The following is a 14,409-nucleotide window of genomic DNA, read 5'->3' on the forward strand; positions in this document are numbered from 1 at the left end:
ATGACGGATCAGATCCCCCTCGATGCCGAAGGCATCGTTTCGCGCGTGGCCGAGACGCTGCGCGCGGTGCGCAAGGAGCAGCAGCTCACCCTGGACGATCTGGCGCAGCGCTCCGGCGTTTCCCGCTCCATGCTCTCCCAGATCGAACGCGGCGAAAGCAACCCGACCCTGGCGACCCTGTGGAACCTGACCCAGGCCCTGGGGGTCGACTTCGCCGGGCTCCTCGGCAAGCAGCCCGCAGCCGCGCCGGCCAGTGGCCAGGTGGAGCGTCTGGCGGCGGAGCGTACCCCCACCATCGACAGCCGCGGCGAGCGCTGCCGCCTGAGAATCCTGAGCCCGCCCAACCTGGCCGGCAACGTGGAGTGGTACGAACTGCGGCTGGACGCCGGCGGCGCCCTGATCAGCGATGCCCATGCGCCCGGCTGCCGCGAGCACCTGACCATCCTGGACGGCCGCATCGCCGTGCAGTCCGGCCTGCGCGAGGAAGAGGGGGCAGCCGGCGACACACTGCGCTATCGCGCCGACGTGGCACACCGGATCGCCGCCCTGGACGGCAAGCCCGCCAGCGCGCTGCTGGTGGTCTTGAGCGGCTAGGCAGTTCCCGCGCAGGACCCGCTTGAAAAATCCGTCATAGCGGAATAGTGTCCACTATGACGTAGCCGCTTCCGGAGTTGAACACCGGAGCGAGACCCGGAGCGAGACCCAGAGCGAGACAGGGACCAGAGCCATGATCCTCGACGATATCCGTGCCGAACTCGACGCCATTCGCGCCGACAACCTCTACAAGGTGGAGCGGCCCATCGCTTCGCCGCAGGGCGCGGAGATCAGCGTCGCCGAAAACGGTGCCGCGCGCAGCGAGATCAATCTCTGTGCCAACAACTACCTGGGCCTGGCGAACCATCCGGCGCTGATCGCCGCGGCCAAGGAGGCGCTGGACCGCTACGGCCTCGGCATGGCCTCGGTGCGTTTCATCTGCGGCACCCAGGACCAGCACCGGCTGCTGGAGCAGGAGATCGCCGCCTTCCTCGGCCATGACGATGCGATCCTCTATGCCGCTTGCTTCGATGCCAATGGCGGTGTTTTCGAGCCGCTGTTGGGGCCGGAGGACGCGGTGGTTTCCGATGCGCTCAACCATGCCTCCATCATCGACGGCATCCGTCTCTGCAAGGCCAAGCGTTACCGCTACGCCAACGGCGACATGACCGAGCTGGAAAGCCGTCTGCGCGAGGCGCGGGAGGGCGGGGCCCGACGGATCCTCATCGCCACCGACGGCGTCTTTTCGATGGACGGTTATCTCGCCGACCTGCCCACCATCCGCCGGCTGGCCGATCAGTTCGAGGCCCTGGTGCTGGTGGACGACTGCCATTCCACCGGCGTACTGGGCCCGGGGGGCCGGGGTACCGGCGCCCACTACGGGGTCGAGGTCGACATCCTCACCGGCACTCTGGGCAAGGCCCTGGGCGGTTCGGCGGGTGGCTATGTCGTCGCCGCCCAGCCCATTGTCGATCTGCTGCGCCAACGCTCCCGGCCCTATCTGTTTTCCAACTCGCTGCCGCCACCCATCGTCGGCGCGGCGCGCAAGGCCATCGAACTGGTGCGCCAGGGCGACGACCTGCGCGCGCGGCTGACGGCCAACGCCCAGCGCTTCCGCGCCGGCCTGACCGCCGCCGGCTTCCGGCTGCTGGAGGGGGAGCACCCGATCATCCCGGTGATGCTGGGGGAGGCCGGCCTTGCCCAGGATATGGCGACGAAGCTCTACGAGCGCGGGATCTACGTCACCGGGTTCTTCTATCCCGTGGTGCCCAAGGGCCAGGCGCGCATCCGCACTCAGATGTCCGCGGGCCTGACGGACGACCAGCTCGACCGTGCAATCGACGCCTTTACCCAGACCGGCCGCGAACTCGGCGTGATCTAGCTGCCGCACAAGCGAAGGCGCAAGGAGACTGTGATGAAAGCCTTGATCAAGGAGAGGCCCGAACCGGGCATCTGGCTGGGCGAGCAGCCTCAGCCCCAGGTCGGCCCCGACGAGGTGCTGATCAAGATCCGCAAGACCGCGATCTGCGGCACCGACGTCCACATCTACAACTGGGATGCCTGGGCGGCGAAGACCGTGCCGGTGCCGCTGACCATCGGCCATGAGTACTGCGGCGAGATCGCGGAACTGGGGGCCAATGTGCGCGACCTCAAGATCGGTCAGCGGGTCTCCGGCGAGGGCCATATCATCGGCGGGCGCAGCCGCAATGCCCGGGCGGGGCGCTTTCACCTCGACCCCGACACCCGCGGCGTTGGGGTGAACCTGCCCGGCGCCTTCGCCGAGTATCTCGTGCTGCCGGCCTTCAACGTCGTGCCGCTGCCGGATCACCTCTCCGACGACATCGGCGCCATCCTCGATCCCCTCGGCAACGCGGTGCACACGGCCTTGACCTTCGACCTGGTGGGCGAGGACGTCCTGATCACCGGCGCCGGGCCCATCGGCATCATGGCCGCCGCCATCGCGCGGCATGTCGGGGCGCGCCACATCGTGCTGACCGATGTCAACGACTACCGCCTCTCCCTGGCGCAGCAGATCACCGACCTGCGGCCCGTCAACGTCGCCAAGGAAGACCTGCGCGACGTGATGGCGGAGTTGAAGATGAAGGAAGGCTTCGACGTCGGCTTCGAGATGTCCGGCGTTCCGGCGGCCTTCGACCAGATGATCGACCTGATGATGATGGGCGGGCGCGTCGCGCTGCTGGGCATTCCGGCGGAGGCCCGTCCCTTCGACTGGAACCCCGTGATCTTCAAGGCCCTGACCATCAAGGCCATCTACGGCCGGGAGATGTTCGAGACCTGGTACAAGATGATCGCCATGCTGGAGTCCGGCCTTGCGGTCGACCGCATCGTCACCCACAGCTTCCCGGTGAGCGACTTCCAGGAGGCCTTCACGGTCATGCGCTCCGGCCAGAGCGGCAAGGTGGTTCTGGACTGGGCCGCCTGAGGCGACGGCCGACGCCTGATGCTAGAGCTGGGTGATGCCGTGCAGTTCCAGCAGTTCGACCAGCATGGCGCCGGCGCGGCGGCGATGCTGGTGATGCAGACGGCGCGCAGCCTCGCCGTCCTGCCGCTCGATCGCGTCCACCACCGCCGCGTGGTCCTTGTTTGAATCCACCGGCTTGGGCCGGAGGCGGAGCGTCGCCATACGCGCGCGGTGGGCCTGGTCGCGACAGGTGTTCACCCAGGCACGCAGCCGCTCGTTGCCGCTCGTTGCCGCTGAACTCCACCAGCAGATTGTGAAAGCGCTCGTCGGCCTCGGCCCAGGCCCTGAGGTCATCATCGGCCAGGGCGCTGTCCATGTCCTCCACCGCCCGGCGCAGCGTGCCGAGGCTGTCGTGGTCGAGCCCGCGCTCGGCAACGATCTCCGCTGCCGTCGATTCCAGCCCTGTCAGGATCTCGTAGATCTCCCGCATGTCGGCGACCGAGATCGGCAGGATGCGCATGCCGTGGCGCGGTCGCACCTCGACGATCCCTTCCTTGGCCAGGCGGATCAGGGCCTCGCGCACCGGGGTACGGCTCATGCCGAGCAGTTCCGCCAGTTCCTGCTCCAGGGCCTGGAACCCTGCGGGCATCTCGTTGTCGAGAATGCGGCGCTTCAACTCCTGGTAAGCCCGCTCGGACTGGGAGAGACGCTGGCGGCCTTCCGCAGCAGCCCTCCCGGCCTTTGCCGTAGCGGCCGCCGGGCTGGTTTTATCCAGACTTGTCATCTCTTTAATGCGCATTCGCCCCAAGCATCTTCGGCATCGCCGCTTTGCGTGGCGGTGAGTCTAGCCTACCGATGGGGGCGAGCGCCACAGGTCTGCGGGCCCGGCTCCCCGAACGGGCCGCCTAAAGCGCGATCCGGCGCCCCAGGCGGTCAGACTCATAGACCGCCTGTTCGATGCGCAGGTTCACCAGGTAGTCCCGGCCGGTATTCATGACCGCGCCGCCGGACAGCAGATGGTCGACGACATGGCGCTGCAGGCGGAACACGCAATCGCCGCCGAACCCCCGGTTTTCCCAGGCATAGGCGACTTCCTCCTCGGCATTGCTGCCGAAGGCGCGCAGGTGAAGCCGGCCATCGCCATCCAGCCGCAGGCTCGCCTTCGACCCCTCGATGACCATCTCCCCCATGGTCAGGCGGCGGTTCTCCGCCGGGTGGTCGGCCAGGCGGTTGCCGTCGAAAAGACCCCGTGCGCCGCCTTCGAAGTCCAGCAGAATGAAACCGGCGTCTTCGCCGGCGATCGCCGGGTTGAGCCGTCGCAGCGCGGCGTAGACGCTCGTTGCCTCGCCCAGCAGGAAGCGGAACACGTCGATCAGATGGATCGCGGTCTCGTGGACGAGGAAGCGTTCCATCTTCTGGAAGTAGGGTTGGCGGTCGAGGTAGGCAGCCGGCCCCTGGCCGTCGCCCGGGCGCAGGCGGAACCCGGCCTGGTAGATCTCTCCCAACTGCCCTCCGGCGATCAGGTCGCGGGCCTTCCGGTGCCAGGGCTGAAAGCGGAAGTTCTCGTGCACCACCAGGAGAACGCCGGCGTCTTCGCAGAGGGCGACAGCCTCTTCGGCCTCGTCGAGCGTTTGGCAGAACGGCTTTTGGCAGATCACGGCGACCTTGTGCGCCGCGGCCTGTCTGATCATCTCCAGATGGGTCGGGGGCGGCGCGATGATGTCCAGCAGGTCGAGCGTTTCCTGTGACAGCATCTCCGCCAGCGTGGCGTAGGCGGCGGCACCGTGCATGTCCGCCCGCTCCCGCGCGCGGGCGCCATCGCGGTCGCAGACCGCGGCCAGCCGGGCCTCGTCAATGCGGCTCCAGCCGTCGTAGTGAAACTGGCTGAAGTAGCCGGTGCCGACGGTCCCAAGGTTCAGCACGTCCCGCTGCCCCCTACCGCGACCGCTTCAGCCGGCTGCCGCGGCTGCGGCCTCGGGGTCGTGGAGGGCTGCCATCACCGCATCGCTCATGGCCAGGGTGCCGGAGGCACCGCCGAGATCGAAAGGCATCACCGCGCCGGAGGCGAAAACGCGGTCGACCGCCGTGCGGATCATTGCGGCGGCCTGCGCACAGGCGGGCAGGCCTTTGCGGACCGCCAGCCAGTCCAGCATCATGGCGGCGGACAGGAACATGGCTGTCGGGTTCGCCTTGCCCTGTCCGGCGATGTCGGGCGCGCTGCCGTGGCAGGGCTGGAAGACCGCATGACCGTCGCCGATGTCGGCGGAAGGCGCCATGCCCATGCCGCCGATCAGGCCGGCGCCGAGATCGGAGAGGATGTCGCCGAACATGTTCTCCGTCACCAGAACGTCGAAGTCCCAGGGATGGCGGACCATGTTGAGCGCGGTCGCGTCGATGTAGGCGTGGTCGGCTGCGATGTCCGGATTCAGCGCCGCGCGTTCATCGAAGATCTTGCGGAAAAAGGCGAAGGAGGTGAAGACATTGGCCTTGTCGACGCAGGTCACGCGCCCGGGTCGTCCCGCCGCTTTGCGCTCGCCGGCCAGAGCAAAGGCGAAATCGAACAGGCGTTCGCTCACGGCGCGGGTGATGACCTGGGTGTCCTGCGCTTCGCTGTCGTTTTCGACACTTCCTCTGCCGCGGGCGGCGAAGAGACCTTCCGTCGATTCCCGGATGAGGACGAAATCGAGTGCGGCGGCACGGGGGTCCGCCAGGACCGCCGGCGTGCCGGCGACGCTGCGTACGGGCCGAACCCCCGCGTAGAGGCCGAACTCGAAGCGCAGATCCAACTGCGGCGCCACTTCGGTCCCGTCGGGATAGCGCACGTCCGGCAATCCCATGGCAGCCAGAAGAATGGCATCGGCCTGGCGCGCCGCCTGCAGGGACTCCGGCGGCAGCGCAGTGCCCTCGCGGCTGTAGGTGCCGGCGCCGGCGGGCAGGGACTTGAACGAAAGATCGAAACCGCCCACGGTCTCGGTCACCGCAGATAAGAGATCGAGGCATGGCTGCGTAATCTCGCCGCCGATGCCGTCACCCTCAAAGACCGCGATTTCGAGACTCGTCTTCCCGTTCATGTCGATTCCATCAGTTCCCACAGGCTGCTCCCCCAGGCTGCTCCCAAAGGTGTCGCTCAGCGCGGCGCGCCGACCAAGCCACAGCCTTGCAATCCATCAAAATATAATGCATACATTAAAGCATGCACATGTTCCAGCGCCAATCGTTTCCTCTCATTTTCGCTGCATTTCGGCAAGGGTGGGGACGATCGCCTGCGCTGAGCGGCCCTGGGCGTAGAGGCTGAGGTGCCGCATGTTGCTGGGCTGCATTGCCGATGATCTGACGGGCGCCACCGATCTGGCCCTGATGCTGGTGCGCGGCGGCATGCGGACGATTCAGGTTATCGGCGTGCCCGATGATCCGGGCAGCCTGCCGCAGGCTGACGCCATCGTGGTGGCGCTGAAGTCACGGACGATCCCCGCGGAGGACGCGGTCGCCCAATCGCTGGCCAGTGCCGAAGCATTGCTGGCCGCCGGCGCCCGGCAGTTCTTCTTCAAGTACTGCTCGACCTTCGATTCCACCGATCGCGGAAACATCGGGCCGGTGACCGAGGCCTTGATGGAGCGCCTGGACTGTCCCTTTACGCTGGCCTGTCCGGCCTTTCCCGCCACGGGGCGCACAGTCTACCTGGGTCACCTCTTCGTCGGCGATGTCCTGCTGTCCGACAGCCCCCTGAAAGACCACCCCCTCACGCCGATGCGCGATCCCAATCTGGTCTCCGTGCTGGGCCGGCAGACCGCCTGCGAAGTGGGGCTCGTGCCTTTCGACGTCGTCGACCGCGGCGCCGCTGACGTCGCCGAAGCGTTTCGTGAGATTGCGGAGGCGGGAACGGCCATCGCCATCGTCGACGCGGTCAGCGACCGTCATCTTCATACCATCGGCGAAGCGGCCGCCGACCTGCGGCTGATCACGGGCGGGTCCGGGATCGCCATCGGCCTGCCGGAGAACTTCCGGCGGCGCGGCATGATTGCTTCGCCCGACCCCGTGGACGGCTTTGCGCCGCCGAAAGGCAGGGCGGCCGTCTTGGCCGGTTCCTGTTCGGCGGCGACCCGGGAACAGGTGGCGCAGGCACAGGCGGCGGGCATGGCGGCGTTCCGGATCGATCCGCAAGACCTTGCGTCCGGTCAGACCGGCGTGGCCGAGATCCTTGCCTGGGCGGCAGGGCAGGGGGGTGAGCAGCCGCTGCTGGTGTATTCGACGGCCTCGCCGGAGGCTGTGCGCGGCGTCCAGGAAAGGCTGGGCCGCGAAGCGGCGGGCGCGCTTGTGGAAAAGGCCCTGGCGGCAGTCGCCTGCGGCCTGGTCGACCAGGGTGTGCGACGCCTGATCGTTGCCGGCGGCGAGACCTCCGGCGCCGTCGTTCAGGCTCTGGGCGTGCAGGTGCTGGAGATCGGGCCGGAAATCGATCCGGGCGTTCCCTGGACGGTTGCTGCCGGCGCGCCGCCGCTGGCGCTGGCTCTGAAGTCCGGCAACTTCGGTGCTCCGGACTTCTTTGTGAAGGCCTGGGGCCTGCTGTCGTAAACGGTAAGCCAGGGTGCGGAAGGGCGCAGTCATGTTTGTGGTTACGGTCGTCTTCGAGGTGAAGCCGGACTTCGCGGAGGACTTTCGCGCCGCGGTCCGCCGCCAGGCCGAGGCCTCGCTCAGCCGTGAGCAGGCCTGTCATCGCTTCGACGTCTGCCGGGATGCGGATGATGCGGCCCGCTTCTTCCTCTACGAGATTTACGAAGATCAGGCCGCCTTCGATCTGCATCTCGCCAGCGAGCACTTTGCCGACTTCGACGGCCTGGTCGGCCCCTGGGTGATCGGGAAGACGGTCGAATGCTGGGTCATGGACGGCGTTATTGACGGGGGCGAAGGGCCCTGAAGTCACCAAAAACGCTGGAATAAAGGCGGAGGCCGGGCGGTCCATCTTCCCAGGAGGTCCGACCTTTGCAGCTTGCCCGATCTTTGATCCTCGCCCTTTGGCCGAAAGACCGCCAGGACTCTGGCGTCACGCAATCAACAGAAAGAGCGGACCTTGGCTAGCGGTTCGATGGCGGAGTCCGCCCCCGGGCGGCGGGAGAGGAGCGACCACCGGCAGGGGCCGGACCTGCGTCCGCTGCCGCCGCCGCTGATCGATCGGGTCGCCCTGCCGGCCTTTGTCATTGCGCTGCTGTTCCTCAGCTTTCTCGGCGGGGCTCTGGTGATGCTCACCAACGTTTTTCCCGCCGGGCCGCTCAGCGATGCTTTTCGCGGCGGCAAGGCGCTGATCGACAAGACGCGGGCGTCGCGCGATCCCCTGACATCGGACTTCTGGATGCCCGAGCGCCGCCCGGACCAGGGGGTGACGATCCACGATCCTGCGAGCGCGTTTCCCGGTTACACGCTCTACACCTCCGGCCATGGCAGCGAGGCCTTCCTGTTTTCGATGGAGGGCAAGCTGGTCCATTCCTGGCAACTGCCGTACAGCGCGATCTGGTCGGCGGAAGAGTCTCCGATTGCCGACCCGCAGCCCGACCCCTTTCTCTATTGGCGCAAGGCGATGATGCTGCCGAACGGCGAACTGCTGGCGCTCTTCGTTGCGACAGGCGATACGCCCTGGGGCTACGGTCTGGCAAAGCTGGACAGCGAGTCCAACGTACTCTGGTCCTATCTCGGCCAGACACATCACGATCTGGACATCGCCGATGACGGGCGGGTCTATACGCTGATTCACCAGATGCGGCGGACGACCTACGAGGACTTTCCGCAGTTGACGATTCCACGGCTGGACGACTTCGTGGTGGTCCTCTCGCCCGACGGTGAAGAGGAGAAGCGGGTCTCGATCCTGGACGCGCTGGTCAACTCAGACTATGCGCGCCTGCTGCACCGGGTGACCTGGTTCAACAAGCACGACTTCATCCACACCAACAACATCGACTACATCGACGCCGAGATGGCCGCCGTGCTGCCTTTCGCCGAAGAGGGGCAGGTGCTGCTGTCGTTCCGCGACATCGACAGCATTGCGGTGCTGGACCTGGAGCAGGAAAAGATCGTCTGGGCCCTGCGCGGGACCTGGCTGGGCCAGCATGACCCCGATGTCCTGCCGAACGGCAACATCCTGCTGTTTGACAACATCGGCAACTTCGGTCCCGGCGGACAGTCCCGGATCATGGAAATCGATCCCCTGACGGGGGAGGAGGTCTGGGTCTACGCCGGCAGCGCCGAGCAACCTTTCGAAAGCCTGGTGCGGGCCGCCCAGGAGCGCCTGCCGAACGGCAACACGCTGATCACCGAGTCGACCGGCGGCCGGCTGTTCGAGGTGACCCCCGACGGCCGGATTGTCTGGGAGTTCATCAATCCCATCCGCGCCCGTCACCCTGAAAAGCCGGACCAGGTCATCCTGCCGGTGGTCTCTTGGGGGCAGCGGATCGTGCCAGACAGTCTGCAGCCGGGCTTTCGAGAGGTCCTTGCAAGGAAGGAACAGGAAAGGAGCGCGCAATGAACCGGACTCTACTTTCAGCCGCCGGCCTGGGGCTCGCAGCTTCGCTGGCCTGGACAAGCCCGGCGCTCGCCTACATCGGACCGGGCGCCGGCCTGTCGCTGCTGGGCGCGCTCTGGGGCGTCGTGGCGGCCGTGGCGGCGGCTCTGCTGTTTCTCCTGATCTGGCCTTTGCGGCGCCTGATGAAGCGCCGCCGCACATCCCCGGCGGCCGCGGCCCCGCAGCGGAACCTTGAAGCCAAGAGTGCGGACAAGACCTATTACGATTGACGCGCCGGACAGCCGGCCCCGGCCCGTGCTTGCTGGGCCCAAGCTCCCCCGGCCCACGGTCCGCAGCGGCGGATCGCGATCCGCCCGCCAAGACGCCGCTTACGCTTAGATGACCGGACTGCTCGATCTCACCTCGCCCTTGCTGTCGACACTGGACCAGGGCCTGGCGCCCTTGCTTGGCCCGGCCGCGCGGGTGGCGGTCTGGGGTTTGGCGGCGGCCTGCATCTCCATGGCGCTCTATGCGCTGCTCTCCCCCCAGGGGCGGCTGCGCCGCGTGAAGGCGGCTGCGGAGGATGCACGCCTTGCGCTGGACAGGCACGAGGGCAGCTTCGCCGAGGCCATGCCCCTGATCGGCGCGATGCTGCGGCGGGCGTTGGCGCAGCTGGGGCTGGTGCTGGGCCCGGCGGTGCTGGCCTCTTTGCCGGTGCTTTTCGTGATCGTCTGGCTGAGCGGTGCCTTCGGCCACTTCATTCCGGCCTCGCTCAACGCGGTACCGCTCGCCGTCGAACCGCAGGGCCTCGCGGCCCGTTGGATCGCCCCGGCCGAGACGGGGCGCGGGCCGGCCGTCGGCATGCCCGGGGGCGCCGGTCCCGGGGCGCCGCGCGCCCTGATCGAGGTGATCGACGCCCAGGAACGCGTGGTCGATTCCATCGCCTTCTCGCAGCCCGTGACCAGCGTGCACAAGCGTCATTGGTGGAACCTCCTGATTGCCAACCCCTTGGGCTACCTGCCCGCGGAGGGAGCGTTGGAGCGCGTTGAGATCGCCCTGCCGCGCCAGGAGATCGTCAACCTGGGGCCGGACTGGTTGCGCGGCTGGGAGGCTGTCTTTTTCACGGCATTGGTTGCCGCCTCTCTGGCGATCAAGCTGGTTTTCCGGCTGGTGTAGCGCAGGATGGCCGAGGCCAAGAGCGGAGCGGGGGATCGCTATGCCGGCTTCCGGGTGACGCCCTGGGTGCATCACTGCGGCGGCCTCGTGGCGCGCAACCGCAACTTCTGGATCCGCCTCGGCGAGCGTGAGACGCGGCTGCGCGCCGAGGACATCGCCGAGACCAGGATCGAGGCGCCAGTCTTCGTCTCCGGGCTCGCCCGCTCGGGCACCACGATCCTGCTGGAGGTCCTGGCCCGCCACCCGAGCGTCGCGAGCCACAGGTACAAGGACTATCCCTTCCTCTTCACGCCCTTCTTGTGGAACCGCTTCCTCAGCTTCGTGCCCCAGGGACGCCATGCGGCCCAGGAGCGCAGCCATGGAGACGGCATCGCCGTCTCGCCGGAAAGCCCCGAGGCGTTCGAGGAAGTGCTTTGGATGGCCTTCTTCGACAGCCTGCACGACCCCCAGGTCAGCAATGTGCTGGATGGCGAGACCAGCCACCCGGACTTCGAGCGCTTCTACGTCGATCATCTGCGCAAGCTGCTGCAGGTGCGTGGGCGCAGCCGCTACCTGGCCAAGGCCAACTACAACGTGACCCGGCTGGAATACCTGCTGAAGATCTTCCCCGATGCCCGCTTTGTGCTGCCGCTGCGCGCGCCGCTCGGCCAGATCGCCTCCCTGGTGAAACAGCACCGCCTGTTCTGCGAGGGCGAGCGCCGCCACCCCCGGGCCCTGGACCACATGCGGCGCATCGGCCATTTCGAGTTCGGGCTCGACCGGCGCCCCGTCAACGTCGGCGATCGCGCCATGCCCGCCATCCTGGCGGCCTGGGAGCGGGGCGCGGAGGTCGAGGGCTGGGCGCGCTACTGGGCCAGCCTCTACGGCTATCTCGCCGGCCGCCTGGCGGCCAACCCCCGGCTGGCCGAGGCGGTGCTGGTCGTGCGCTTCGAGGAGCTCTGTGCCAGGCCGGCTGAGATCCTCGCAGGGGTCTGCGCGCACTGCCGCCTGGGCGACAGCGCATGGCTGGTGGCCGAGGCGGCAGAGCTCATGCGGATGCCAGGCTACTATCGACCGGATTTCTCCCAGGCGGAGCTGGCCACAATCGAGCGTCTGGCCGGCCCCGTGGCCGCCGCGTTTGGCTATAGCGACAGCCAAGGGGGCCTCTGACCGGTTCTGGGAAACCACAGCCTGTCGCATGCTGGCCTGAAAGCGCGCGGAACCGCCGCCTAATCTCAACTGGAAGCGAACCGGGCGGCCCGGCTCCGGCATCACCCATCGTAATCTGCGCCATCGGAATCTTCGATGCCGCCCGGTGGTCATGGACGGTCGCCGCAGCCAGGGGCAAGAAGCCAGGGCGTCCGAAGAACCTTTTTTTGCGCACAGGGATCGGCAGATGAAGTCTCATACCCAGGTTGTCGTCATCGGCGGCGGTGTCGTCGGCTGCAGCGTGCTCTACCACCTGACCAAGGCCGGCTGGAAAGACGTTGTTCTTCTAGAACGCGACGAGCTGACCTCCGGCTCGACCTGGCATGCCGCCGGCGGCATGCACACCCTGAACGGCGATCCCAACGTGGCCAAGCTGCAGCGCTACACCATCGATCTCTACAAGGAGATCGAGGAGATCTCCGGCCAGTCCTGCGGGGTTCATATGACCGGCGGCCTGATGCTGGCCAATACCGAAAGCTGGCTCGACTACCTGAAGGTCGCGCAGGGGCGCTCGCGGGTGCTGGGCCTTGACAACGAGTTCGTCTCCATGGCCGAGGCCAAGGCGATGCACCCCCTGCTGAACGAAGCGCGCTTCGTCGGCGCCCTCTACGATCCGCTCGAGGGGCACATCGATCCCTCCGGCGTCACCCATGCCTACGCCAAGGCCGCAAGGATCGGCGGTGCGGAGATCGAGCGCTTCACGCGGGTCACCGACCTGCAGCCGCGCCCCGACGGCGGCTGGGACGTCATCACCGACAAAGGCACCATCCAGGCCGAGCACGTGGTCAACGCCGGCGGCCTCTGGGCGCGGGAGGTCGGCCGCATGGTGGGCCTGGAACTGCCGATCCTGGCGATGGAGCACCAGTATCTGGTGACCGACGAGATCCCCGAGGTGGCCGCGCGCGAGACCGAACTGCCGCACTGCATCGACTTCGGTGGCGAGATCTACATGCGCCAGGAGCGCAGCGGATTGGTCATGGGGACCTACGAGAAGGGCGGCGTGCCCTGGTCAGAGCGCCAGACCCCTTGGGATTTCGGCCACGAGCTGCTGCAGCCGGACCTGGACCGCATTTCCGACAACCTGGAGGTCGCCTTCGACCACTTCCCGGTACTGGGCGAGGCGGGCATCAAGCAGGTAATCAACGGCCCCTTCACCTTCGCCCCCGACGGCAATCCGCTGGTCGGCCCGGTGCGCGGCCTGAAGAACTTCTGGGTCGCCTGCGGCGTGATGGCCGGCTTCAGCCAGGGCGGCGGCGTCGGCCTGGCGCTTTCGAGCTGGATGATCGACGGCGATCCCGGCCTGGACATCTTCGCCATGGACGTGGCCCGCTTCGGCGACTTCGCCACCATGGCCTATACCAACGCCAAGGTGCGCGAGAACTACGGGCGCCGCTTCAAGATCACCTTTCCCAATGAGGAACTGCCGGCGGCGCGGCCGCTGCGGACCACGCCGGTCTACGAGCGCTTCAAGGCCCAGAATGCGGTCTTCGGGGCCGGCTACGGGCTGGAAACGCCGCTGTGGTTTGCGCCCGAAGGGGCTGAGCCCCTCGAAACACCGAGCTACCGCCGGTCCAACGCCTTCGAGCCGGTGAAGGCGGAGTGCCGAGCGGTGCGGGAAGCCGTCGGCCTCATCGAAACCTCGGGCTTTGCCAAGTACGAGGTCAGCGGCGCGGGGGCCGAGGGCTGGCTGGGTGAAATCCTCGCCAACCGCATGCCGCGCCAGGGGCGCATCGTGCTTTCGCCCATGCTGAACCACGAGGGCAAGCTGATCGGCGATTTCACGGTCGCCAAGGCGGGGCCGGAGCAGTTCTTCATCTTCGGCTCCGGCATCGCCGAAGACTACCACCTGCGCTGGTTTGAGCGGCATAGGGCGGAAGAGGGGGTCGCGCTGCGCTCGCTGCGCAACGAGATGGTCGGCTTCTCCATCGCCGGACCAAAGGCGCGCGATCTGCTGGCGCGGCTGACGGCCGAAGACGTCTCCAACGAAGCCTTCCCTTTCATGGCCTTCCGCCGCATGGCGCTGGGCATGGTTCCGGCCTGGGTGGGGCGTATCTCCTTCACCGGCGACCTCGGCTACGAGATCTGGGTGTCGCCGGACTATCAGCTCCGGCTCTACGACGACCTGCTGGAAGCGGGTGCCGATCTGGGTCTCAGGCACTTCGGCCTGCGGGCGCTCGACTCCCTGCGCCTGGAAAAGGGCTTCGGCACCTGGGCGCGGGAGTTCCGGCCGATCTACACGCCCGCCGAAGCGGGGCTCGACCGCTTCGTCGATCTGCGCAAGAACGCCTTCGTCGGCCGCGATGCGGTCCTGCAGGACCGCGAGCAGGGGCCGAAGGTCCGCCTTGTGACCCTGACCGTCGATGCCGAGGCTGCCGACGTCAGCGGCGACGAGGCCGTCTGGCACGACGGTGCGGTGGTCGGCTGGGTGACCTCGGGCGGCTACGCCCACACCGTCGACCGCTCTGTCGCGCTCGCCTATGTGCCGAACGACGTGGCGGCCGCGAACGGCAGCTTCGAGGTGGAGATCATCGGCGACCGGCGGGCCGCGCAGCTTCAGTCCGAGCCGCTGTTCGATCCCGCCCGCGAACGCATGCTGGGTTAG

At 67.4% G+C, this 14,409-nt stretch carries 13 protein-coding genes; 10 read left to right on the plus strand and 3 right to left on the minus strand.

What is annotated here, in order from left to right:
- The 3 genes from ACO06P_RS24990 (at position 1) to tdh (ending at position 2,977) form a co-directional block, all read left to right on the plus strand.
- Entirely contained in the window at positions 1-594 is a 594-nt protein-coding gene (locus tag ACO06P_RS24990; RefSeq protein ID WP_420347934.1) for a helix-turn-helix domain-containing protein, read from the plus strand.
- A 133-nt stretch (positions 595-727) separates the two neighbouring features.
- Positions 728-1,915, plus strand: coding sequence for a glycine C-acetyltransferase (locus ACO06P_RS24995; protein WP_420347935.1), 1,188 nt, complete (start codon positions 728-730; stop codon positions 1,913-1,915).
- A 33-nt stretch (positions 1,916-1,948) separates the two neighbouring features.
- Positions 1,949-2,977 carry an L-threonine 3-dehydrogenase gene (gene tdh, locus ACO06P_RS25000; RefSeq protein WP_420347936.1) on the plus strand — a complete coding sequence of 343 codons (1,029 nt, stop codon included), beginning with the start codon at positions 1,949-1,951 and terminating at the stop codon, positions 2,975-2,977.
- Here the strand turns inward: tdh and ACO06P_RS25005 are convergent.
- The 3 genes from ACO06P_RS25005 to ACO06P_RS25015 form a co-directional block, all read right to left on the minus strand.
- Positions 2,928-3,755 carry a GntR family transcriptional regulator gene (locus ACO06P_RS25005; protein WP_421938161.1) on the minus strand — a complete coding sequence of 276 codons (828 nt, stop codon included), beginning with the start codon at positions 3,753-3,755 and terminating at the stop codon, positions 2,928-2,930. The genes tdh and ACO06P_RS25005 overlap by 50 nt on opposite strands.
- A gap of 106 nt (positions 3,756-3,861) precedes the next feature.
- Positions 3,862-4,878: a Gfo/Idh/MocA family protein gene (locus ACO06P_RS25010; protein WP_420347938.1), complete on the minus strand. Its 1,017-nt coding sequence runs from the start codon at positions 4,876-4,878 to the stop codon at positions 3,862-3,864.
- A gap of 27 nt (positions 4,879-4,905) precedes the next feature.
- Positions 4,906-6,027, minus strand: a complete 1,122-nt coding sequence (locus tag ACO06P_RS25015; RefSeq protein WP_420347939.1) for an isocitrate/isopropylmalate dehydrogenase family protein — start codon at positions 6,025-6,027, stop codon at positions 4,906-4,908.
- Positions 6,028-6,259: 232 nt separating this feature from the next.
- Here ACO06P_RS25015 and otnK point away from each other — a divergent pair, with 232 nt between their 5' ends.
- The 7 genes from otnK (at position 6,260) to ACO06P_RS25050 (ending at position 14,409) form a co-directional block, all read left to right on the plus strand.
- Positions 6,260-7,525 carry a 3-oxo-tetronate kinase gene (otnK, locus tag ACO06P_RS25020; RefSeq protein WP_420347940.1) on the plus strand — a complete coding sequence of 422 codons (1,266 nt, stop codon included), beginning with the start codon at positions 6,260-6,262 and terminating at the stop codon, positions 7,523-7,525.
- A gap of 31 nt (positions 7,526-7,556) precedes the next feature.
- On the plus strand, positions 7,557-7,868 hold the full coding sequence (locus ACO06P_RS25025) for a putative quinol monooxygenase (RefSeq protein ID WP_420347941.1): 312 nt from the start codon (positions 7,557-7,559) through the stop codon (positions 7,866-7,868).
- 153 nt (positions 7,869-8,021) lie between these two features.
- Positions 8,022-9,467, plus strand: coding sequence for an arylsulfotransferase family protein (locus ACO06P_RS25030; protein ID WP_420347942.1), 1,446 nt, complete (start codon positions 8,022-8,024; stop codon positions 9,465-9,467).
- Entirely contained in the window at positions 9,464-9,733 is a 270-nt protein-coding gene (locus ACO06P_RS25035) for a hypothetical protein (RefSeq protein ID WP_420347943.1), read from the plus strand. Before ACO06P_RS25030 ends, ACO06P_RS25035 begins: the two co-directional genes overlap by 4 nt.
- Before the next feature lie 109 nt (positions 9,734-9,842).
- A complete protein-coding gene (locus tag ACO06P_RS25040) occupies positions 9,843-10,619 on the plus strand; it encodes a hypothetical protein (protein ID WP_420347944.1) in 777 nt (258 codons plus the stop codon).
- Between the two features lie 6 nt (positions 10,620-10,625).
- Positions 10,626-11,768, plus strand: a complete 1,143-nt coding sequence (locus ACO06P_RS25045) for a sulfotransferase family protein (RefSeq protein WP_420347945.1) — start codon at positions 10,626-10,628, stop codon at positions 11,766-11,768.
- A gap of 226 nt (positions 11,769-11,994) precedes the next feature.
- Complete coding sequence (locus ACO06P_RS25050; RefSeq protein WP_420347946.1) at positions 11,995-14,409, plus strand: GcvT family protein; 2,415 nt, start codon at positions 11,995-11,997, stop codon at positions 14,407-14,409.

Source organism: Pelagibius sp. (genome assembly GCF_965227505.1).
In the GTDB taxonomy this organism is placed as follows: domain Bacteria; phylum Pseudomonadota; class Alphaproteobacteria; order Kiloniellales; family Kiloniellaceae; genus Pelagibius.